Here is a 21129-nt window from a genome sequence, read left to right on the forward strand (position 1 = left end):
TATTCAAGCTTCAGGCGTAAGGAGAGACATCAATGACAACGACACTAACCGAGGTGCCAACCCTGCGCACCAATCTGGCTGACTATCCGGTAACGAAGGCGATGAAGGACGGCCGGGTGAGTTCGGAGATCGTCAAGCTCGACTATTGCGGACCGACGCCCGCGCACAACGGCTTCAAGGCGATGGTGCGCGAAAACAAGTTCGACGCGGGCGAGTTGGCCATCGTCACCTTCTTGCAGGCCAAGGCTTATGGCAAGCCCTATATCCTGTTGCCGACGCCGATTTCCGGACGGTTCCAGCATCATTGCGCTGGCTTTAACGCCGACTTTGGCGAGCTTAAGCCAAAGGATATCGAAGGTAAGAAGGTAGGCGTTCGTACCTATACTCAAACGACTGCGCTCTGGATCCGCGGCATTCTGCGCCACGAACACGGTGTCGATCTCGACAAGGTGACGTGGATGACGCTCGGTGACGGACATCTGGCCGAGTATCGCGATCCGAATAACTGCGTGCGCTTGCCCGCCGGCTCGTCGATTCCGCAGATGATGCTCGACGGTGAATTGAGTGCAGCCTTGCTCGGTGAAGATATGCCCAAAGACGCGCGTGTGCGCACCCTCGTTCCCGATGCACAGGCAGCAGCGAAAGACTGGTTTGCGCGTGAGAATGTCGTGCCGATCAACCACATGTTCGTGGTGCATGAAGAAATTTCGAAGCAGCGTCCCGACATCGTTCGCGAGTTGTACCGGATGATCGTCGAAAGCCGAGCGCTGACCGAAGGTGGCGTGCCTGCCGTCTTTCCGCCGATCGGGTTCGAGGAGAACCGCAAAGGGCTTCAGTTGGCAATCGATTGGGCGCTTGACCAGAAGATCATTCCGCATCGGCTAACGGTCGAAGAGCTGTTCGACGACGTCACGGGCAATTTGGGCTGAATGATGGTTCGCGGGAACGAATGGTAAGGAAAGATGGAGCGGTCGGGCGGTTTCACACCGCTCACCTACGCATAAATAACGGAGATATCCCGCTGTGTATTCGATTGACTCTTTGAAGAAACTCCTGGCTGGCATAGCCATCGGGAGTGCCTGGATGTTAATTCCGACTGGAGCGGGGGCGGCGACGAAAGGCACCTTGTTGCTCGATCGCGTCGGCCCTGTGACATCCGAGTTGTACGTATCCAATGCAGATGGCACCGATGAACACCGCTTGATTTCAACCGATGGTTTCGACTATCACGCGTCCTTCTCGAAAGATGGGCAGTGGATCGTATTTACATCGGAACGTGACGGCCTGGGCCAGTCGAATATCTATCGCGTCAAAGTGGACGGTACGGACCTGCAGCGGCTCACCGATCACATTGGAGTTTCCGATGCCGCCGTTTTTTCACCGACCGACCCTGACACCATTGCATTCGTCTCATCACGAAGGGGTACGAAGGACTTCGGTACAACAAATATCTGGACACTGAACATTAAGACCGGCGCGCTGAAAAACGTCACGGGCTCGCTGGAATTCGATCCCTCCAGGCCCCATGGTTACTTCAGGCCTTCGTGGTCTCCGGACGGCAAGTGGCTGGCACTTTCTTCAGACACGGGCTCTGAATGGCGCGGCCACAACCTGCCGGGAGGCTGGGAACGCACGCAGGAAAGCAGCATATATATCATCAGGCCCGATGGCTCCGGCTGGAAGAAAGTCGCCAGCAATCCCGGCTATGACGAAGGTTCACCTACCTGGTCTCCGGACGGCAAGCGCGTGGCTTTCTATGAAACACCCGTGGAGTCGACCTGGGGCGCACATCGTCCGGAGGGAATCAACAAGGTCAGCTCGCAACTGGTGTCCGTGGACGTAGCCAGTCTCGATAGGACGGTATTGACATCGACCCCTGGCTTCAAGGTATTCCCGCAATACCTGAGCGAGAGCAACGTCGCCTATCACGTCAAGGGCGGTGACACCGAGGGGATCTATACCACCGCTGGATCTTCTCGATTGACTGCCAACACGGGTATCCGCTCGCCTCGCTATTCGTCGGATGGGGGCCGGATGGTCTACGAAAAAATAACGATGCATCCGGCACATGCAAATGGAACGTCGCTATTTAGCTTCGACCCCGCATGGGACTACAAATACATTGACGTCTTCCCGCAGCTGTCACTGGATCGCAAGAAACTGGTCTACACGGAAAAGGCGATTAACTCTTCCATCGCCGTCACCAATCCGGATTTGTCGGGCTATACGCGCATTTACGATCCGGCCAGCAGTGGCTTGGATCCAGTCATGATCAAGCAGGGTTTGGCCGGTGCATTCCAGCCTACCTGGTCGCCGGATCGCGAGTGGGTGGCCTTTGGTGTGGGTGACTGGTTCTTTACGCGAGGTGCCGGGCCGGGCCGGATCGTGCGGATCAAGGCGGACGGCAGCATGAACGGTCGCCCGGAGGTCTTGACGGATGGTTCCATGAATGCGGGTTTTCCCAGCTACTCGTCTGACGGGAAGAGGATCGTCTACCGGGTATGGAGCCCGAAGGTGCAAGGCTTGCGTATTCTGGACCTTGATACACGCGTCACGACGGTGTTGACCACTGCAGCCGACAACCTGCCGGACTGGTCGCCGGATGGCAGCAAGATCGTGTTCACGCGCAAGGAAATCAACCCAAGCGATCCAAACAAATTCCACTATGACGTGTACACGATCAAGCCAGATGGCACTGGCCTGACGCGTTTGACGACACCGGGGGCGAACCAGGGGCATGCTGTCTGGACCTGGGATGGCCGCATTGCGTACAGTTCGGGCGTCTATGGTTTCAGGGATGAACTCGCGCTGTACGACAACAGCTTTCAACCCGACGGCCAGAACTGGGTGATGAATGCCGACGGGACGGATCAGCATCCCATCACGGATACCCTGTGGGAGGAGGCGATGCCGTTGTACATTCCTAATCCGTAACGCTGGCGCTGCATGGGTAAGCAGGGGTGTTTGTGCGAAAGCGCGACGCCCTTTTTTTATCGTGTACCGAGTACCTTGCGCCCGTCCGACCCCGAGTGCGAACGAAAACAAGGTCCCTAGGAAGAAGTCTGCGTTTCGACCCGCGGAGCCTTTTGAGCAATGTCGTTGACCTTCGGCGCCCATTTGCGCTTGAGCAAAACCACAGTGCTCGTAGCGCCGACCAGGAGGAAAGCGAAGATCGCCATCATGGGCAGCTCGTAGCTGCCTCCAAGATGGAGCAACCAGCCTGAGAGGCTAGCCGATATACCTCCCGCGAGACTGGTGGCGACCTGCTGCAATCCCGTGTTCAATCCAACCGCCTGCTTGGGAATCAGGGTCAGCTTGCACAGGGCCAGGTTGTTCGCCGTGACAAGGCCAAGCAGCGAAAGCGAGAGCACGTTCCAGAACAGGGCCATTTCAAGCGACGGCGCATAGGCTCCGAACAGAACGGTAGTTCCCCCAATAAAGCCGGCGACGATGAACCACTTGCGCACCACAACGGCATCCTTGCCGCTGGCGATAATCCGATCCGCAGTCCACCCTGCGAGCGCCGCAACGATCGCGATTCCAACAAAACTAAAGAAGGTATAGATGCCCGATTTCTCAAGAGAAAGCCCACGCTGCTCGACCAGATAGGCCGGCATCCAGGTCATGCAATAAAAAGCGAAATAGCTGTAGCAAAAGTTGTTGATCAACCCGCCCCAGACGACCGGGCTAGATAACAGGTTTCTGAGAGGCACGGAGGAGGCCCGGTGTATTGCAGCCGCGAGTTCCTCTCTGGACGGATAGTCGTTTCGGACAACCAGTAACCATGGCACCAGCCAGATCAGTCCGACCAAGCCGGTTGCGATGAACATCACCTTCCACGAATACGCGACAATCATCCACGCAGCAATCGGCGCGCCGAGCGCGGGGCCCATCTTGCCGCCTATCGAAAAAATGCCGAGAGCCGTGCCTTTCTGAGTCTCCTCGAAGTTGTTTGCAAGGTAGCGATAAGTAGCCGGGACCACAACGGCCTCGGCCACGCCGATGAGCAGACGCATCACGATCAGGGCTGAGAGCGTCGTTACCATGCCTGTGACGGCCGCCGCCATGCACCAAAGCACGAAGCACACCGAGTAAGGCCATTTCACACCATAGCGATCGACCAGCCATCCCATGGGCATCTGGAAGAGGCCGTAGGACCAGAAGACAGCTGAGTTGAGCCAGCCACGCTCCACGCTCGTCAGCGCAAATTCCCGAATGAAGCTTTTGTCGGCTAGCGCGGAGGACAGGCTTGTGCGGTCGACGAAAGAAATCAACAGCCCCAGCGCGAGAAGCACGAGAACGCTCCATGGATTCTGAGCCGCAGATCGTTTCAATTGATTTGTCTCCATTGATTTCTCTCATGCCGGCGAAGGGAACCGCTTTACAGACGGCGCCACGACCAGCGTGTTGTCAGGCCCACTGGCCGGTACCGAGAGAGATGATACGACTTTAGACGCATTTAACAGGGAGGGCAAAGGCATCAACGCATTTTTAAAACGATAATTGGCGACCGGTCAAGCGGGTCGCCAATTATACAATTCAGGAGGATAACTTATTAAAAATGAATCTCGGCCATCAGCATGGGCGCTGACGTTATCGTCCCTGTCGTTTCGCTGGTCGGTGTGCCGTACATGTGATGCCAGTACTCGTAACCGACGCCCGCATAAACAGCACGCGGGTGACCGGCGAATGAACCAAGATCGGCCAGGAGAGAAACACGGGTGAGAAATTCTGTTGTCGTTTGAACTCCAAAACCATCCTTGCCCTTCGGCCCGGTCATACTGGCAAACCCGCGCACCACCAGCGGCAACGGTCCCACCCGGAACGGGAAAAGCCACGAACTCTCGATGTGCCACGCAGTGTTGAAATGCACATCTACACCGGTAATGCCGTTATGGTTGCTCTCGGTTCGGAGACCCGCGGTCAGGTTCAGGAACCCTCGCGGCAACGCAAATTCAATAGTCGGCCCGAACACAATCATCCGGGCACGCTCTCCGTAGGCATCGTTCTTGGTGCCGAATTCATAGCCGCCAGTCAGGCCGACATCCCGGATGATGCCGATGCCCACCGGCCGCCCAAGGATCTTTCCTGCGCTCAACTCGACCCGGCCGACGCTATACACCTCCTGCGCCCCACCCGAGGACGGGCCGCCGGCCTCCGGGTTTGCGGAGTTCGATACCAGGTAATCCACGTTGAACGCATAGCTACCGAACCTGAAGCCGCCGGTCGTGGTGAGATAACCAATGTTCTGGGCAACTTTGTCGGGAACACCGGGATAATGGAAATCACTGCCATAACGGTACCCGATATAAGTATCGTTCCACGATACAGGCGGTACGCCGGCGTTCTCCCCCGATTTCAAATCCGGAGCAGTGAGCGGGGCCGCAACGTTCGTCTGGGATTGCTGGGTTTGCGGCGTGGCTGAATCGTTAGGTGCCGTGTACACCTCCGCGTAACTGAATTCACTCAGGCAACAGAACAGGGTTGCGCCAAGAAGTGGCTTGCGAAAAGCTGCCGATATTTTTTTCATGTCTCCGTCCGTATAGATTTTGTTATCAGCAATGCCCTGCTCAACTTTCCCGAGGACGAGAAGGGCGCCGGATGCTCGGCGTATCGTTGTCAGACCCGTTCGGGGTACCAGTGCAGCCAAGGGCCACGGCAACGCCTGGCTCGGCGCTGTGAGCCTGATTGAAGATGCTTTCCATGTCTCCGTCCAAATTGGATTCGTGTAGATAGTTGAGGCGTGGTCGTTTTCCGACTCTCGATTCGGCGCACCGTCGGCAACTGGTCGAGTAATTCAACACAGGGCAATCTGTCGCGGTGCTAAGGATATTATTTGAAGCTCGCGCGCCTGCCTTTACACAAAAATTAGATTCACTGGCATTTTTCGACGCGTGGCGCGAGCATGCGGTCATCGGTGTCCGCAGACGGATTTGCCTTGGCGGTTGAAGGCCGATACGACCTGATCCTCGTTGAGCTGCAGGCGCAATTCAACTTATTGAAGAAGCAGGAATGGGAGCGCCTGAGGCAGATCGCCGGTGAAGTGGACCGTGCGGTAAACGCCCCGCAGTGGCCTGAGCCGGTCGTGCGCGCTCAAGGGGGCGTTGTTATCGGCATTGCCGGTCAAACCGAAGTGCCAGGATGGGGCCACGGGCGAGCAGCGCGAGGATCGGCCAAAAGAGCTGATTGGTGAAACTCACGTTGTGGCCGAAACGGACTGCCAGCCGAGAAAGCGTTTACGATGAAGCGGAGCCTTCGCAGGCTGTCAGGACAAAGCGAAGACACCGTCTTGGATCATGGCTTATTTCGTGCGATGAGGCTGGTCACGAGCAGTGAGCCGGAACTGGCTTGGCGCTTGACCGACTTCTTTACGGAAGAATCGTGTGAAATACGCGGCGTCCGAGAAGCCAAGCCCAAACGCAATCTGTTCCACGGACATATCCCCGAAAATGAGGTTCCGTTTGGCTTCGGCGATGATACGTGCATGGATCATCTTGGTGGGGCTTTGCCCTGTTGCCGAGGCACATGCCGTACGCAGTTGCACCAGGGACACGGCCATCATTGACGCATAATCCTGCAGCGGCAGATTCTGCCGGTAGTGCTGATCGATCAGCTCACGAAACCGGTCCGCCAGCCGGACCTCGTTGCGTGTTGCACCTTCGTTGTCAATCTGGTCAAGACAGGTTCCACGAACCAGCATGAGCAAGAGCGAGGTGAGCAGTGCTTCGGTGCCTACAACATGGCCGATCGCCTTGGACTCGAGCTCCTGCTGAAGTCTCCTGATCAAGCTGAAAAACTCTGTTGCTGCCACAGTAGCCGAAGAGAGTGGAATCATCCGGGGTAACGCCCATAACTGAATGAATTCGTGGAGCTTGCTGTTGACCTGCGTCAAATAGGCTACCTCGATTGTCACGACCCATCTGTCCACATCGATCTCATAGTCAAGACCATGCACGCAGTCTGTGGGCAACAGCAACGCGCACGGGCCTTCGAAGGGCACATTGCTTCCCTCGAGGTTCATTACACCGCGGCCGTTTCGAACGAAGATCACCTGGCCATACTCTGGATGCGCGTGAGGCTCGGTTCGCCAGCGGCCCCGGTCGGTGACATGCCCGATGTTTACAAACCATTTTTCTTCTTCTGAACGCTCGACATACAAACGTACCTTCGGAACTGTTGTCAGCCCCGCGTTGCTGCTCGGGTGGCGTTGATATTTTGTCATCGCACTATGTGTCATGAAGTCTCCTTGGCGAGGATCAACGGGATCGATTTGGTGAAGACCGGTCATTGAAAACCGGGCATGCGCAGAAAGATTTTCTGGCCCTGGTCCGTTTGAACCCTCTCTCATCGATCAAACAGCGGCAGGTCGCTCCGGCAACTTCGTGGGTGCGGGACTACCCGGTCGATTTGATCGATGATCGTCATCATTCTAGGCCCGGATCAGCTTTCACTCAATGATCGCCGGGCTTGGTTGACAGGAAACGAAGGAAGCCGAGGCTGCAAGCATGACACGTGCCGCACCACGGCGATGGATGGCCGGGTGCATAACAATCTGGATTCGACGAATCATGACACCCAGACACGCCTTCTGCAGGCTTGCATCGCTCGAAAAAATGACAGTGAATCTAAATTTTGTGTAGGGACGCGAGATTGAGCATCAAATATTCTTACTGCAAGAAGACAATATTTCGAGGGATTGGGGTTTTCATCTAGTCGCTGGTGGGCGAACTTTAGTCCGGTACCGCGGGCCCAATTTCCAGGTCAGTGTTTGATGACGCGGTATGAGAACGGTCATCAACATTGCCTGCCACGAAATATTCTGAGGTAAAAAATAGAGGATTACGAAGTACATGTGATTTTCATACTATTTGAAATTTGACGGAGGTCTAGGCTGCGCTCGGTTTATTCAAAACCGGAATCGCGCGAAATACGCCCTGAACGGCACCGCGTATTCGGGAGTCGCAGTTGCGCCCTCTGTCGACACGCACGGCATCGGCCTTGGGATCGTGTATAAATTCTGAGTGCACCGGGGGATTTTTCGTCCGGTCCGCCTTGCCACGGGCTGGTCGGCATCCTTGCCATATATGATCAGAAACAAAAAATGCCGGTGAATCTCATTTTTGTGCAGGGACGGGAGCTCGGGTATCGAATATCCTATCCCACTCGGGCGATAGTTGCGGCGGCCAGACACTTGATCGAGTTGGGCGCTCAATACGCCGGCGACCACGCCGAAACCGCCGGCCTTCTTTACCGAACGGGTGAGGAGGGCGGTGGAATACACCTGATTTCCGCTTGTGATTGATGAACAGTCCGGCGGCAAACAGTAGTCATTCGTCTCATATCATCGTCCTCCATCCTCATCAACCATGATGCAGTCTTTCCGGGGAAATATGTCGATCCGTTTGGGCGTCGTGGCGGCACTTGTCGCGCTAGCGTTGTCAGCAGGAATCTACACTAAGCACAGCAGAGCCACTGCGTTACCGGCTAGTGCACAACCGGGACTTGTGTACGTGGGCACGCAGGGACGCCAGATCCTCGCGCTGCGCTTCGACGCGCACACTGGCGAGCTGACGATGATCGGCCCGGTTGAGGAGGGGCTGAGATCCACGTGGCTCGTGGCGCACCCCCAACTGCCGATGCTTTATTCGGTCGATGATCAAAACACGGAAGAAGGAAGTGTCACGGCCTATGCGGTGGATCGTGGGACCGGTGCGCTTACCAAGGTGAACGCGGTCGCCACAGGAGGCAACGGAACCACGTACTTGTGGTTGGATATACCCTCGATGACCTTGCTCGGTGCCAACTACAGCAGTGGATCTGTATCGAGCATCGTAGTCAATTCCGACGCAAGCGTAGGCCCACGGACGTCCACGGTCAAGGAGGCCGGTTCCGGTCCCAACCGCCGGCAGGCGAGCGCGCATGCACACAGCGTCGCGGTCGATCCGTCAGGCCGATACGCACTGGTTCCTGATCTGGGTGCCGATCGTGTTTTCGTTTATGGCTTTGACCGGGCGACTCATGCGTTGTCTCCAGATGACGCGGTTAATCCGCGCTCCTTCACTACTCCTCCGGGCAGTGGCCCTCGCCATCTGGCTTTTGGTCTGAATGGTCAGTATGTTTACCTGCTAACCGAACTGACTGCGGAGATCATGGTTTTACGCTGGGATGCATCGCAAGGGCATTTGACGCTGGTGCAGTCGTTGCCGACAAGCAGCCAGGATTTTCAGGGGGCGAAGAGCGGAGCCGAGGTTGTGGTCAGTCATGATGGGCGTTTTGTCTATGTTGCAAACCGTGGAGAAAATGCGTTGGTCGTCTATCGCGTCAGTCCTGACTCAGGAGAGCTTTCCCTGGTTCAACGCACGCCCTCTGGCGGTCAGAGACCATGGGGATTTTCAATTGATGAGTTGGGAAAATGGATGCTGGTGGAAAACCAGGCTAGCGGTACAGTGAATGTGTTCGGCATTGATCCTGTGTCGGGCATGTTGTCGGACACAGGGCAATCGATTGATATCCCTGCGCCTGTCAGCGTTGTCTTTGTGAAATGAAGAACTAACCTTCAGGGTAGGGTTGATTCGACGGTCAATGGGACAGCAGGCTTCGCCACTCGGGAAGGCTGCCTTTCGCGTCTAGCGATCCGATCAATGGCGCCGTACGTGCGGCGAGTTCCCGCTGCACGTCAGCGACTGCATTTGCGAGCGCGCTTGACATTCCCAGCCCGTCGAGCATCAGACCGGCTTCGCGCATTTCTTCTGAGCGCCTTTGTCCGTGTTCGACCACTCGGCCAATCAGATAGCTCTCGTAGCCGCTATCCCAACCCATGCCCGGAAAGCTTGCTCCGAGCGATGCCAGTACGCGGCCGTCCACGCCGAACTGCGCCGCCGCCAGCATCGACTCGACACACAGCGCTTCCATCCCTTTGATCATGATGCTGCGGCACAGCTTGATGGCGGAAGCCAGGCCGACTTCCTGCGCCACGGCATCCGTGCGCATCCCCAGGCTGTTGAGAATCTCCGCAGTTTGCGTGGCGATGCGCCCGCCCAACAGTATTGGCACCCGCATGCCTTGTGGCGGGACTGGCGCCATAACAGCGGCTTCGACGTAGTCAGCGCCGTTGCGCTCGATCAGCTTGCTATTGCGCTGCTTGACGGCGGGTGACACCGAATTGAGGTCGAGGAAGGTCTGCCCGGCCGTCAGATATTCGGCCGACGCCATGGCGACCGCCTCCGCCTGGCTTGCTGTGACCGCAGAGAACACGAGTTGTGCATCACGCAGTGCCGACGCAAGGTTTTCGGCTACCTCGGCGCCGCAGTCGCGAACTCGCTGGACTACGGTCGCACGCGTCGCATTGTCCTGCAGCTTGATGTCGAAGACAGACACTTCACGGCCCGTGGCGCTCAGTGCCCGGGCGAAGACGGGGCCGACTTCTCCGAAGCCCACTATCGCGATGCGTTTGACGTGATGGTTGCTGTTCTGATTCATAGTGGATGCTCTACGAGTGAGGGTGGCATGTGAAGCGCTTGAACTCGGCGTTAAAGCGGGTGTTCGTTCTGCTGTATCGCGACCGGTTCGGCTGCAGGCATTTGATGGCGGTGTATATAAGCGGCGAATTTTTGCTCGTCGAACATGCGCTCCCATTTCGACAGCACGAGTACGGCAACCGAGTTACCGATGACGTTGGTGGTGGACGTCGCGATCGCGAGCACCCGGTCAATGCCGAAAAGCAAGCCTACGGCCGACAACGGCAAAGCGCGTGAGGATTGCAGCGTGGCTGCAAGTTTGACGAGTGCGCCGCCAGCCGCGCCAGCGCCGCCCTTCGATGTAAGCAGCATTACCGCGAGCAGGGAGATTTGTTGCGAGAGCGAGAGCGGAGTATCCGTGGCCTGAGCAAGGAAGCCGACGCCGCACGCCATGTAAAGGCAGGCACCGTCGATATTGAAACTGTAGCCTCCCGGGAGCACGAAGCCGACGACGGCTTCGTCACAGCCGGCCTGTTCAAGCTTGGTGACGAGACGTGGGAAAGCCACTTCGCTAGCGGCGGTGCCCATCGCCAAAATTATTTCTTCCTTGATTAACGCAAGGATAGTCAGGATCGAGAAACCGGCCATCGCCGCTATGGTCCCCAGCACCACGAAGATAAAAAATAGTGTGCTGGCGTAATAGCTGAGAACGTAGCGCAGCAAATAAAGCAGCGTGACGCCGCCATAACTGCCCACCGCTGCCGCCATGGCCCCGAACGCGCCAATAGGCGCGAGCCGCATGATGAATCCCAGAATCCTGAAGACTATTGTCTGCGCTTCCTCGATCAGCCGGAAGACCATCCAGTCAGGCTTGGCGCAACTGCTCAGTGCAAAGCCGACCAGCAGCGAAACGAACAGCACCGGCAGGATGTCGCCGGTCGTGAAAGCTGAGAACAGTGTGCGGGGAATGATTGAGGTGAGAAAATGAGTGAGCGAGAAATCGCCTGCGCTGCCCGTCTTGATGACTTCGGCCACTGCGTCGGTCGGGTTCAGCGACCTTGCGTGTAGTCCGTCGCCCGGCTTGACGATATTGATGATCGTGAATCCAACCAGCATCGCCAGGGTGCTAACCACCTCCAAGTAGAGAAGGGTTTTAAAGCCAAGCCAGCCCAGCTTTTTAAAGTCCTTGATGTGACCGACGCCATGAACGACGGTACAGAAAATGATGGGCCCGAGCATCATCTTCAGGAGGGTGACGAAGCTGTCGCCGAGGGGTTTCATCAGCACGGCCTGATGCGGAGCAACCAGGCCGAGCGCGATCGCAAGCGCAATGGCGATAAGAACCTGGACGTACAGTTTCCTCAAGATACCCATCGGCTCCTCCACCTTGTAGTTTTAACTACGTGAAATTATGGGGGCGGGGAGCCGCTTGACCGCATCGAAGCGTTTAATGTGCCGCCTGTTTTCTTTATTGGCGTGTTACGAGTGACGACGGTGTGTGCGCCTATACGAGCCTGTCGATCAAAGGGGACGCTGTTCGCGGAGTGGTGACAGGGGCGGGCGGTATGGATCTTGTCGGGTTACTTCACGAATCGCGTCGATAAGCTTGCGTGCGGCCGGTGACGGGTCACCTGCTGCGCGCATCGTCAGGCCGATCTCGCGGTCGGCCTCCGGTAGCGTTACATCCAGAATGATTAGTTGTCCAGTTTCCAGCTCGTAGTGGACCTGTTGCGGCGACAGCACCGCAACCATGTCTGTGCGTAGCAGAAGGCCGCGAATGATGGCGAGGTCCGCCGTTTCGACTGCCGGTACCGGCGAACTGAGCTTCATCCGGACGAAGAGGGCATCGAGAATCGAGCGAGCCGGCGTATGACTGCGGGGCAAAACCCACGAGGCGTCAGCCAACTGCTTCAATTTGAGGGCGCGTTTTCCAGCGAGCGGATGGCCCGGTCGTGACAGCACCACCATGCTCTCCGACACGAGGGGCTCGGCGTATAAGCCGCTCGCGGGATCGGTGGCACGCAAGGCGCCAAGAATGAAGTCGATGTCCCCCGCGCGCACTCCTGCCGCCAGCATCTCGTAGGCGCTTTCATCGGTGGTTATGCGTACGCCAGGGTAGGCTCGCCTTACCCGCGCCATCGCCTCCGGGAGGATTAATGTGCGGCTGAACGGCAAGGCCCCGACTGTCACATGACCGCAGATAATGCCGCGTATCGCCGCGATGTCATCTGGGATGTGGCGCAATTCGTTGAGGGCCCGGCGCATCCCGAGCGCGAATGTCTCGCCCTCATTGGTGAGCTGCATGCCTCGCGCGGTGCGGTGAAATAGCGCGAACCCGGCGCCGCTCTCGACAATGCGCACTGCGCTGCTGATGGCAGGCTGACTTACGCCCATCGCCCGGGCTGCGCTCGGCATGTGCTTATGTCGCACGAGCGCTACGAGGAGCTCCAGGCGCCGTGTGTTCAGCAGGTAGGAAGGAATCGCGCGGGGCGGGACGGTGCGCACGCGAGACTGGCGTGCCGCGCACCACTGGCCGAGTTCTTGCAATTCCCCGAAGATGCGCCGGCTACGTTCGTAGACTGCCCGCCCGACCGAAGTGGGCAACATCCCGGATGGCCGGCGCTCAAGCAGTTCTTGATCCAGTGTTTCCTCGAGTTCCCGCACGGATCGCGTCACCGAGGATTGCGCGCGAAAGAGCTGCTCAGCCGCACGGCTTGCGCTGCCGCATTCAACGACGATCGCAAACACGCGTAGTTGTGCGAGACTGAGAAGGCCGGCTGGCCGGGATGTCGGATCTGTCAAGATAGCGGTTGTCGAAGCGGGCCTGGTCTGGATCACGTACCCAAAGCGTTGCCGTACAGTGGCAACACCGTCGATTCGAGCATCGCGATCGCCTGAGTCGCCAATTGGGACAGCGTGTGCTTGCTACTGGTGGCAATCGCAAGGCGGCTATAGAGTGTCGGCTCGGTTATGCGGGTCACCTCAAAGCGCCTCTTAAGCGCGTCGCTCGTGGTCGCATTCAGCGATAGGACTGCGTGGCCAATGCCCTCGCTGACAAGATCGAGAATTGAAGCCACGGCATCGACCTCGAGCTCGATCCGCAATCTCACGCCTTGCTCCGCGGCAGCGGATTCGACCATCCGCCTGATCGCATGCATCCTGCCGGGGATGATCAGCGGGTAACGGGTGATTTCCCGCAACAGGATCGTTGCCATGGGTGCGCTCGTTGCTGGTTCGGGTGTATCGCGGTTGCCCGGGCCGATCAGGAAAAGCTCCTCCGTGAAGACTGTTCGCTTTTCGATCAATGGGGTATCGAATGTATCGTAGAGAACCGCCACGTCAACGCGTCCCATCATGAGCCACTCGATCAGATAAGTCGACAAGCCCTGTGCCACCGAGATATTTGCGCCGGGGAATTGAGTCCGAAAATTTCGTACGAGCTGATTCGTCGCGACCCTTGCAAAACTGGGCGTGATGCCAATAGCGAAATGACCGCCCGGTGTGCCATGCAATTCATCGAGATCCTGCGATGCACGCTGTACCTGCTGCAGGATGCCTTTCGCGTGGCCGAGCATCCGCTGTCCGGCGGGCGTGGGCGTCACGCCGCGGCCATTGCGTTCAAGCAACGTGTGGCGCAATTCAACTTCCAACTGCCGAACGAGCCGGCTTAATGCAGGCTGATTGGTGTCCAGTGTAATGGCGGCACGCGTGAAGCTGCCGAGCTCGGCGACATGCACGAACGCCTCCAGTTGTTTCAAGTCCATGAACGTAAGGTATGTGAAATTCGTATATCAGCTAGTTTGATATGGCGATTGTAGCGAGATGGGGTGCCGGCCACAATTCAAACAACCGATAAAGCTGCACCACGCGGCCATGACCATAGAGACGAGCTCAATGAAATCCTGCCTGCCGCCCGATCCCCATCCCATTCACCCGAATCAAAGGTTGCCTGTCGGCGCTTGCGATGCCCATTGCCACGTTTTCGGCCCGGCCGCACAGTTTCCGTACGCGCCGGATCGTAGCTACACGCCACCCGATGCGCCGTTCGAGCGCCTTGTTGCTCTGCACGATTTCCTGGGTGCGAGCCGGGGAGTGATCGTGCAGGCAAGCTGCCACGGCACCGACAATACCGCGATGCTCGATGCAATCGCGCGGGGCAAAGGGCGATATCGCGGCGTCGCGATTGTTGATGGCGACATCACTGACGAACAACTTGCCGACCTCAACACACGCGGCGTGCGCGGCGTGCGCTTCAATTTCGTTGCGCATCTGGGCGGTGCGCCTGATCTCGACGTGTTCGACCGCGTACTCGAGCGCATCCAGCAACTGGGCTGGCACGTCGTGCTGCATCTCGACGCGCAGGACATCCTGCAGTACGCCGAACGCATCGCGCGCATCAAGGTGCCATTCGTCATCGATCACATGGGCCGCGTGTGCGCCGAAGCGGGACTCGATCAGGAGCCGTTCCACCGGCTGCTGGAATTGATGCGCAACCCGCTGGCCTGGGTAAAGGTTTGCGGCGCGGAGCGGGTATCTGCGGGTCGCCGTCCTTTCGACGACGCCGTCCCGTTCGCGCGCACGTTGATTGAAGCCGCGCCTGACCGTGTGCTGTGGGGCACCGACTGGCCGCATCCGAACATCAGCAAGGACATGCCGAACGATGGCGAACTTGTCGATCTGCTATTCCGGTTCTGTCCGGACGCGGTGCTTCGCGAGAAGCTGCTCGTGACAAACCCGGCGCGGCTCTACGGATTCTGATCGAATCCCTTTCGCGCACGACCATTCGAACTGCCACGCAAAGAGGGCGGAGAAGCGGGAATCGTACCACTGGTTTCCGACGCACAATTCAATTCAGGAGACGTCGATGACTAATACGCATCTCAACCCCGTTTGGTGTGGAGCAACGTCATGATAGAGACTGCCGTCATGGCATCGCCGCCGCACAGCACAAAAAAGCGGTTCTACAAAACGCTATATTTCCACGTACTCGTCGCGATCATTCTGGGCGTGCTGCTCGGACATTTCGTACCGTCGCTTGCTGTCCAGATGAAGCCGCTCGGCGACGCGTTTATCAAGCTGATCAAGATGGTGATCGGCCCGATCATCTTCTGCACCGTCGTCACCGGCATTGCGGGCATGGGCGACATGAAGAAGGTCGGGCGCGTCGGTGGCAAGGCGCTGCTTTACTTTGAGGTGGTCTCTACAGTTTCGCTCGTGATCGGCCTGATCGCGGGGCATCTGTTTAAGCCGGGTGCGGGCTTTAACCTGGATCCCGCCAGCATTGATACGAAAGCACTCTCGGGCTACGCCACGGCCGCGCATCAGCAGAGCACGGTCGAGTTCCTGCTGCACATCATTCCCGACACGATCACCAGCGCGTTCGCATCCGGCAACGTGCTGCAGATCCTGCTGATCTCGGTGCTGTTCGGCGCGGCGCTTGCGGCCACCGGCGAGCGCGGGCGGCCGCTGATCAAGATGATCGATCACTTCGCGCAGACTTTCTTTGGCATCGTGCACATCATCATGAAGGTCGCGGCGATCGGTGCGTTCGGATCGATTGCCTTCACGATCGGTACCTATGGTATTGGTGCGGTTTTGCCGCTGCTGAAACTGATCGGCGCGTTCTACGTGACGCTCGCTGTCTTCGTCCTGGTCGTGCTCGGCGTGATTTCGCGGTTGCTGGGCTTCAGTATCCTGCGCTTCATGAGTTATATCCGCGAAGAGTTGCTGATCGTGCTCGGCACGAGCTCGTCCGAGGCTGCGTTGCCGCAAATGCTCGAAAAACTCGAACGTCTCGGCTGCTCGAAATCGGTCGTGGGGCTCGTGATTCCCGCTGGTTATTCGTTCAATCTCGACGGCACAAATATCTACCTGACGATGGCCGTGTTGTTCATTGCGCAAGCGTTCAACATCGAACTAAGCCTGACGCAGCAACTGACGCTCGTCGGCGTTGCAATGTTGACGTCAAAAGGCGCAAGCGGCGTGGCGGGCGCTGCGTTCGTGATGCTGACATCGACGCTGCTGGTTTTCCCGATCATCCCGGTGTCCGGCATGGTGCTGATTCTCGGCATTCACCGCTTCATGGGAACCGGGCTCGCGTTGGCGAACACCATTGGCAATGGTGTCGCGACGCTGGTTGTATCAGCGTGGGAGCACGAGCTTGACCGTTCGAAGCTTAATGCCGAAATGTCACGCCGACGTTCGGGATGAACGTTCAGCGACGAGCTTGAAACGACGCCGGGTGTCCTGTTGTCCGTGCGCGATTGCGCGCGCGACAACATGGGCATGCATCTGACGTACGAAAATGGCGCAAGCCGCGGCGCTCCGCAGGCGGCGCGCAACCTGATTGAGACGCACAAGAAGAACGTCAGGCGAAGCGAAGCCGTCCACCTTCCTCGCGCGGTGCGGCGTGTGACTTTACCAAACGGTTAACACGTCGCGGTTTTTATTCAATAGACGTTGCAGAGCCCCGGTGCGACGATTCAATCAACGGAAGCAAGCCTTTAGCGGGGCCGCGCCACGGGGCCTCGTCGAAGGTCCCGGGTACAGGGTGCTTTGCAATTTTCAATTGTCAGTGCCACTTCCGGCGACTAATAAAGTGTTGCGGCAAAAACGGTGCCGCGCACAATAAAGGAGACGACATGCCTCGCCAGATAGCTTGCTATCTGCGGCTGTGTTTGGCTGCGCTGTGCCTGATTTCATCGATGAACACATTCGCTGATGACTATCCTAGCCGCACGATCACGATCGTCGTACCGTATGGCCCAGGAGGCGCGGGCGACCTGACAGCGCGCATTTTTGCGCAAAAAATGACCGCGCTGACCAAGGCATCGGTCGTCATTCTGAACCGGCCCGGCGCAGGCTTTGTCAATTCAGCGACGCTGGTCGCCCACGGCAAGCCGGACGGCTACACCGCATTCTTGCTAGGGAATGGCACGGCAGTGGCGACGCAGCTGTTCAAAAACCTGCCATACACGATGAGTGACTTCAAGCACGTATCGACGATTTCGTTCTTTGACCTCGTGCTGCTTGTCAACGGGAATTCATCCTATAAGTCCGTTGCCGACCTGATCGCTTATGCGAAGACGCATCCTGGGAAGATGAATATCGGCACGATCTCGACCGGCAGCACGCAGAATCTTGCCGCAGACCTGTTCAAGTCGATGGCGGGTATCGACGCCCAGGTAGTGCCATACGATTCAACCAGCCAGGTCGTCACCGCACTGCGCGGCGATCAGATTCAGGCTGCGTTCGAAATCATGCCATCCGTGATCGGGCAGATCTCGTCCAAGGCGTTGACGCCGCTCGCCGTCACCGGCGGCAAACGGTTTTCCGGCTTGCCCAATGTGCCGACAATGTCCGAGAGCGGTCTGAAAGGCTACGAGGCGACGTCGTGGAACGGCTTGAGTCTGCCTGGGAATACACCGGACGCGATTGTCAACGCGCTGGCGAAGGACGTCGCCACAGCGGTCTCTTCGCCGGACGTGAAGAAGAAGCTGCTCGACCTCGGTGCTGAAGCGCAGTCGAGTACGCCGGCCGAAATGACGGCTCGCGTAAAGGCCGATCAGGACAAGTGGAAAGGCGTCATCCAGAAGGCGAGTATTCCGCTTCAATGAGAAATTGAGAATTTTCGACCAACAGGAATCGATCCCATGAAAACCGTAGTAGTACGAAAATTTGACCGGACTAGCAAAGATGTTGTCGATGTTCTGCGTGCTGCCGGTACTGCGACCGTGCATGAAGCGATGGGCCGCATCGGGTTGATGAAGCCGTACATGCGGCCGATCTATGCAGGGGCCGCAGCAACCGGCAGCGCAGTGACCGTGCTCGCCCAACCGGGCGACAACTGGATGATTCATGTCGGCATCGAGCAATGCCAGCCGGGCGACATCATGGTTGTCGGGGTGACTGCAGACAACACCGACGGCATGTTCGGCGAGTTGCTCGGCACGTCTATGCAAAGCCGGGGCGCGGCGGGCCTCGTGATCGACGCGGGCTGCCGTGACGTAGGTCCGCTCAGGGAAATGGGCTTTCCGGTCTGGTCGCGAGCGATCTCGGCAAAAGGGACGGTCAAGGCCGTGCTCGGGAACGTCAACATGCCAGTCGTGTGTGCCGGTGTGGCGGTCCACGCGGGCGATGTCGTAGTGGCCGATGACGATGGCGTGGTGATCGTTCCGCGTGCAATCGCAGACGCAGTGGCCAAGGCGTCGGAGCAGCGCCTCGCGAAGGAAAGCCGTTCGCGGGAACGCCTGAAGGCAGGCGAACTGTCGCTCGATCTCAACTCGATGCGCCCGCAGCTCGAAAAGCTTGGGTTGACCTACGTCGATACATACGAAGACGCGATGAAGCTCAACGAGGCCAACTGACTCGCCGCGCTATTTCGAATCCTGCTGCCGGTCCCTAGTCACCTAGTCCATTCCTAAACGAAAACGAACGAAAACGACTCATGCCAAACGACAAACTGCCGCTCAAGATCGCCATTGCCACTTATGGACACACGGCCGCTGTCAAGGACGGTCGCGCGCCGATTGAAGGCGTCGCGCCCGACTTCGTCGAAATCAGTCCGATCATTGCCGCTTTTCGACGCATGGTGCGTGACGTCGAATTCGACGTGTGTGAAATGGCGCCTGCCACTTACATGATCGCGCGAGCGGCCGGCGCGCCGTTCAAGGCCCTGCCGGTGTTTGTGTTCCGCCGCTTTCATCATGGTGGGTTCGTCTACCGCGACGACGCGGGCATCAGCAAGCCCAAAGATCTCGAAGGCAAGAAGGCGGGTGTGCGGGCGTATTCGGTGTCGACGGGAATCTGGACGCGCGGCATTCTGCAGAATGACTGCGGCGTCGATGTATCAAAGGTGACGTGGGTGGTCGATGACGAAGAGCATGTGACGTCGCTGCGTTTGCCGTCGAACGTCGTGCATGCGCCAGAAGGGCAGTCACTCGTCAGCATGATGGCGGACGGCAGCCTGCAGGCAGCATTCACGGGGCCTGCAGGTATCGGGCGGTCGGGAGAGCCGAAGGAAGGATGGGACGCATCCAATGCACGGCAGGCGCCGGGCTATACCGAGATGTTCCCGGACACGCTTGCAGCGGAAAGGGACTGGTACCAGCGCACGGGCATTTATCCGGTACACGGCCTGATCGTTGTCAAGGACGAGTTGTTGGCCGAGCATCCGTGGCTGGCGAAATCCCTGTTCAACGCGTTCGTCAAATCAAAAGAGTTGTGGCTGGAGCAACTGAAGCGCGGCGTTGTCAACTCGGATACCGATCGGCACTACCAGGCCATGTCCGAGATCGTTGGGGATCCGCTGCCGCTCGGCATCACGCCGAACCGCCCTGCGATCGAGGCGTTGATCCAGTACTCGTATCAGCAGAAGCTGCTGCCGAAACACTACAGAATCGATGAACTGTTTATCGATCCACAGGCGGCCTGATTTGACCACGCATCACGCCACCAGCCGTCATTACCTCAACGAAGAGGAATAACTGGAATGATCATCGACTGTCATGGGCATTACACCACCGCGCCGCGCCAGCTGGACGAATTCCGCAAGCATCAGATTGGCTGTCTGTGCGGGCAGGACCATGAGCCGGAGAAGGGCGACCTGAACATCAGCGACGACGAGATTCGCGAAAGCCTCGAAACCGCACAACTCAAGATCCAGCGCGAGCGCGGCACCGATCGCACGATCTTTTCGCCGCGTGCAGTGGGCATGGGCCATCACATCGGCAACGAGGCGACGAGCCGCCATTGGACAGAACATTGCAACGAGCTGATCTATCGCGTCAGTGAGCTCTATCCGCAAAACTTTGTCAGCGTGTGTCAACTACCCCAAAGTCCGGGCGTACGCCCCGACAACTGCATTGCGGAACTCACCCGCTGTGTGGAGGAATTCGGGTTCATTGGTTGCAACCTGAATCCGGACCCGTCTGGTGGCCATTGGTCCGATCCGCCGCTGTTCGACAAATGGTGGTATCCCCTTTACGAAAAAATGGTGGAACTCGACGTACCCGCCATGATTCACGTAAGCGGCTCGTGCAACCCCAATTTTCACGCGACCGGTGCGCATTACATCAACGGCGACACGACCGCCTTCATGCAGTTTCTAACGTCGAAACTGTTCCAGGACTTTCCCACGCTACGGTTCGTGATCCCGCATGGAGGCGGCGCAGTACCGTATCACTGGGGACGTTATCGGGGGCTCGCGCAGGACATGGGCCTGCCGCCGCTCAGCGAACTGCTGCTTAACAATGTGTATTTCGATACCTGCGTGTATCACCAGGCGGGGATTGATCTGCTGACGAAGGTGATCCCTGCCGACAACATTCTTTTCGCGTCCGAGATGGTCGGCGCGGTGCGCGGCGTCGATCCCGAGACCGGTCATTATTTCGACGATACCCGTCGCTATATCGACCAGGTCGCATGGTTGAGTGCGGATGAGAAGCAAAAGATTTTCAGTGGCAATGCACAGAAGGTCTATAGCAGGATGAAGCAGTAAGTTGAAGTGGAAAGTCTTGAATGGGTGCAGTTTCCCTTCGGAATCTCGCCCATACAATTAAAAAAATTGGGTCCGCGGTCCGACCCAGGTATGGAGACAAACGATGAAAAAACTTAAAAATAATAAGGATACCAATATATACGCTGGATGAAATGTCAATCTGAACCCAGATCA

The 21129-nt window shown here is 57.8% G+C and carries 17 protein-coding genes; 10 read left to right on the forward strand and 7 right to left on the reverse strand.

The window, feature by feature from the left end; all coding sequences use genetic code 11:
* The first annotated feature begins 32 nt into the window (after positions 1 to 32).
* Together ABH944_RS05970 and ABH944_RS05975 are read left to right on the forward strand one after the other, a co-directional pair.
* Positions 33 to 929 carry a substrate-binding domain-containing protein gene (locus ABH944_RS05970; protein WP_404605146.1) on the forward strand — a complete coding sequence of 299 codons (897 nt, stop codon included), beginning with the start codon at positions 33 to 35 and terminating at the stop codon, positions 927 to 929.
* A gap of 94 nt (positions 930 to 1023) precedes the next feature.
* Positions 1024 to 2934: a TolB family protein gene (locus ABH944_RS05975; protein WP_404605144.1), complete on the forward strand. Its 1911-nt coding sequence runs from the start codon at positions 1024 to 1026 to the stop codon at positions 2932 to 2934.
* Positions 2935 to 3050: 116 nt separating this feature from the next.
* Here ABH944_RS05975 and ABH944_RS05980 read toward each other — a convergent pair whose 3' ends face one another.
* Together ABH944_RS05980 and ABH944_RS05985 are read right to left on the reverse strand one after the other, a co-directional pair.
* Entirely contained in the window at positions 3051 to 4349 is a 1299-nt protein-coding gene (locus tag ABH944_RS05980; RefSeq protein WP_404605142.1) for an MFS transporter, read from the reverse strand.
* 206 nt (positions 4350 to 4555) lie between these two features.
* Positions 4556 to 5650: a hypothetical protein gene (locus ABH944_RS05985; protein WP_404605140.1), complete on the reverse strand. Its 1095-nt coding sequence runs from the start codon at positions 5648 to 5650 to the stop codon at positions 4556 to 4558.
* Between the two features lie 255 nt (positions 5651 to 5905).
* On the opposite strand from ABH944_RS05985, the gene ABH944_RS05990 reads away from it, so the two are divergent.
* Positions 5906 to 6193 carry a hypothetical protein gene (locus tag ABH944_RS05990; protein ID WP_404659317.1) on the forward strand — a complete coding sequence of 96 codons (288 nt, stop codon included), beginning with the start codon at positions 5906 to 5908 and terminating at the stop codon, positions 6191 to 6193.
* Between the two features lie 108 nt (positions 6194 to 6301).
* Here the strand turns inward: ABH944_RS05990 and ABH944_RS05995 are convergent, their stop codons facing one another.
* Positions 6302 to 7237 carry a helix-turn-helix domain-containing protein gene (locus ABH944_RS05995; protein ID WP_404605137.1) on the reverse strand — a complete coding sequence of 312 codons (936 nt, stop codon included), beginning with the start codon at positions 7235 to 7237 and terminating at the stop codon, positions 6302 to 6304.
* Positions 7238 to 8510: 1273 nt separating this feature from the next.
* Between ABH944_RS05995 and ABH944_RS06000 the strand changes: the two genes are divergently transcribed.
* A complete protein-coding gene (locus tag ABH944_RS06000; RefSeq protein WP_404605135.1) occupies positions 8511 to 9545 on the forward strand; it encodes a lactonase family protein in 1035 nt (344 codons plus the stop codon).
* A 34-nt stretch (positions 9546 to 9579) separates the two neighbouring features.
* On the opposite strand, the gene ABH944_RS06005 is transcribed toward ABH944_RS06000, so the two are convergent.
* The 4 genes from ABH944_RS06005 to ABH944_RS06020 all read right to left on the reverse strand — a co-directional run bounded on the left by ABH944_RS06005 (position 9580) and on the right by ABH944_RS06020 (position 14221).
* Positions 9580 to 10479, reverse strand: a complete 900-nt coding sequence (locus ABH944_RS06005) for an NAD(P)-dependent oxidoreductase (RefSeq protein WP_404605133.1) — start codon at positions 10477 to 10479, stop codon at positions 9580 to 9582.
* Positions 10480 to 10529: 50 nt separating this feature from the next.
* Positions 10530 to 11831: a cation:dicarboxylate symporter family transporter gene (locus tag ABH944_RS06010; protein ID WP_404605132.1), complete on the reverse strand. Its 1302-nt coding sequence runs from the start codon at positions 11829 to 11831 to the stop codon at positions 10530 to 10532.
* A 147-nt stretch (positions 11832 to 11978) separates the two neighbouring features.
* Positions 11979 to 13259 carry a LysR family transcriptional regulator gene (locus ABH944_RS06015; protein WP_404605370.1) on the reverse strand — a complete coding sequence of 427 codons (1281 nt, stop codon included), beginning with the start codon at positions 13257 to 13259 and terminating at the stop codon, positions 11979 to 11981.
* Positions 13260 to 13291: 32 nt separating this feature from the next.
* Positions 13292 to 14221 carry a LysR family transcriptional regulator gene (locus tag ABH944_RS06020; protein ID WP_404605129.1) on the reverse strand — a complete coding sequence of 310 codons (930 nt, stop codon included), beginning with the start codon at positions 14219 to 14221 and terminating at the stop codon, positions 13292 to 13294.
* A 130-nt stretch (positions 14222 to 14351) separates the two neighbouring features.
* On the opposite strand from ABH944_RS06020, the gene ABH944_RS06025 reads away from it, so the two are divergent.
* The 6 genes from ABH944_RS06025 to ABH944_RS06050 all read left to right on the forward strand — a co-directional run bounded on the left by ABH944_RS06025 (position 14352) and on the right by ABH944_RS06050 (position 20955).
* Positions 14352 to 15215 carry an amidohydrolase family protein gene (locus tag ABH944_RS06025; RefSeq protein ID WP_404605127.1) on the forward strand — a complete coding sequence of 288 codons (864 nt, stop codon included), beginning with the start codon at positions 14352 to 14354 and terminating at the stop codon, positions 15213 to 15215.
* A 150-nt stretch (positions 15216 to 15365) separates the two neighbouring features.
* Positions 15366 to 16667 (forward strand): dicarboxylate/amino acid:cation symporter, encoded by a 1302-nt coding sequence (locus ABH944_RS06030; protein WP_404605125.1) that lies wholly within the window; start codon positions 15366 to 15368, stop codon positions 16665 to 16667.
* 431 nt (positions 16668 to 17098) lie between these two features.
* Positions 17099 to 18073 carry a Bug family tripartite tricarboxylate transporter substrate binding protein gene (locus tag ABH944_RS06035; RefSeq protein WP_404605123.1) on the forward strand — a complete coding sequence of 325 codons (975 nt, stop codon included), beginning with the start codon at positions 17099 to 17101 and terminating at the stop codon, positions 18071 to 18073.
* Between the two features lie 36 nt (positions 18074 to 18109).
* Positions 18110 to 18823, forward strand: coding sequence for a 4-carboxy-4-hydroxy-2-oxoadipate aldolase/oxaloacetate decarboxylase (locus ABH944_RS06040; protein ID WP_404605121.1), 714 nt, complete (start codon positions 18110 to 18112; stop codon positions 18821 to 18823).
* An 80-nt stretch (positions 18824 to 18903) separates the two neighbouring features.
* Positions 18904 to 19890 (forward strand): ABC transporter substrate-binding protein, encoded by a 987-nt coding sequence (locus tag ABH944_RS06045; RefSeq protein ID WP_404605120.1) that lies wholly within the window; start codon positions 18904 to 18906, stop codon positions 19888 to 19890.
* A gap of 57 nt (positions 19891 to 19947) precedes the next feature.
* A complete protein-coding gene (locus ABH944_RS06050) occupies positions 19948 to 20955 on the forward strand; it encodes an amidohydrolase family protein (RefSeq protein WP_404605118.1) in 1008 nt (335 codons plus the stop codon).
* The last annotated feature ends 174 nt before the right edge of the window (positions 20956 to 21129 follow it).

Source organism: Caballeronia udeis (genome assembly GCF_044909315.1).
In the GTDB taxonomy this organism is placed as follows: domain Bacteria; phylum Pseudomonadota; class Gammaproteobacteria; order Burkholderiales; family Burkholderiaceae; genus Caballeronia; species Caballeronia udeis_A.